The following is a 1,844-nucleotide window of genomic DNA, read 5'->3' on the forward strand; positions in this document are numbered from 1 at the left end:
TGTGTTCCGGGAACATCTTCCTGAAGCGTATCAGGGAGAATGGGATCATCACATAACATACCAATCCTGATGTGATCGAGAACGTAATGACCTGATCAAGGAAACCACTGAATGCAAATGCGATCGCGATAGGCATTGTGAAAATGACTGCCCTGTATGGAGTGCTGTAACGTGGATGCACGTCAGCGAACCAATTTGTCAGAAATTTATCCCTTGAAAGGGCGAACCATGACCGTGATGCGTCACAAACTGTACCGTTTGCGCTTGCAAGACAGGTGAAAAGTGTACCGATACCCAGAGCTGCAATGAGGAATTTTGAACCTGTTGCTGTTGCTGCTTCGAAGAGTGGGTACACTGAAGAACCGAGTTCTGCAGCTGGGATAAGACCTGAACATAAGTAGAGGGTCATACCAGAACCGAGAAGAAGGGTTATCATGCCTGCTTGCTGACCAAGAGGAACTGCTCTTGTTGGGTGCTTACATTCCTCAGCACACATTGCAGCTCCTTCAATACCCAGGTAGAACCAGGGACCGAACTGGAGTGCTGCAAAAATACCAATAAAACCATTTGGCATAGCACCGGAAATAAGATACTCAGGATGCCATGTTCCACCTAATCCGCTGATGGTCATAAAGAAGAACGTAATAATAGCGATCAACGCAGTGAATGTGAGTGCAAAATTAAGATTTAATGCCGCCACGACTCCGCGATAGTTCATAAATGTTAATGCTGCGATAACCAGCAATGTGACCGGAAACGTTTGTATTTCCGGGAATATCGATTGCGCTATCCACGCTACGACAATAGCATCGGCAGCTTCCAGAGCAATATATTCCATATAAACAGCAAGACCTACAATAGCAGCCGCACCCGGCCCTACGAATAATCTCGCCCAATCATAAGGTCCTCCTGCAAGTTTTGTGGATGAACCCAGTTCACTAGCACATAATGCAACCATAACATACATGGTACCGGCAACCAGAAGTGCAAAGAGTGAACCGAGTATACCACCTTTTGCAACTGTGAAGTTCCAACCCATGTATTCACCGACCAACACGATACCGACACCAAGTGCCCATACATGGTATGGACGTAGCGTCTTTACCAGTTCGATCGGTTCATTCGAATTTTCAGACATTGATCCTCCTCCATCTTATTATTTATTCATTGGATACCTTACTAGCGTTTAGCAACATCCAACCTATCAAGGCAAAGGCTATGAGGTAAATAACCCCGTTTATTAAAGTCCACATATCCATATCGTATGCCCCCTTTAGCATTGTTTAGTGTTGATATGACATTGAATTGTCTCATTAAATAGTGACAAATGACGAATAAAAAAAATGCCAGCGATCTCTCGCCAGCAAAACCATCAATGTACTACTTTAGTCTTAGATTTTAGTCTTAGAATGTAAGACCGAACTCTTCGAGTTTCTTCCTTGCACCCTCATAGACCTTGACGTACTCGTCGGTTGGTGTAACGGTTGCAACATCGTAACATTCCTGGAAGGTCTTACCCTGAGGTGCTGTTGCGTAGTCGCCCTCGTATGAGCCTACAAGTTTGTCAAGTACAGCGTTGACGGAGTCGATGTCCATGCCTGCTGTTGCACGTGCGACTTCTCCCATCATCCTTGCTTCCATACCGGTTGTCTTGTCGGTGATGACACCCTTTGCGGATGCGACACCTGAGAGGATCTCACGGCCGGATGCTGTATCTGTTACTGACTGTGCTGCTGCTTCGAGGAGGCACATCTCGGTACATGGACCTGCACATGGATAGTACTGGTTACCGGTCATAAGGTCTGTGAACTCACTGATTGTTGCACATGCCCATCCTGCGATCT

2 protein-coding genes are annotated in these 1,844 nt (G+C 46.0%); both read right to left on the reverse strand.

Annotation, left to right across the window (positions count from 1 at the left end; translation table 11 throughout):
• The coding region (locus LI82_RS02265; protein WP_048193350.1) for an APC family permease at positions 1 to 1,138 on the reverse strand (1,138 nt) is incomplete at its 3' end.
• A gap of 266 nt (positions 1,139 to 1,404) precedes the next feature.
• The coding region (locus LI82_RS02270) for a monomethylamine:corrinoid methyltransferase (RefSeq protein ID WP_048193351.1) at positions 1,405 to 1,844 on the reverse strand (440 nt) is incomplete at its 5' end.

It is taken from the genome of Methanococcoides methylutens, from assembly GCF_000765475.1.
Classification (GTDB): domain Archaea; phylum Halobacteriota; class Methanosarcinia; order Methanosarcinales; family Methanosarcinaceae; genus Methanococcoides; species Methanococcoides methylutens.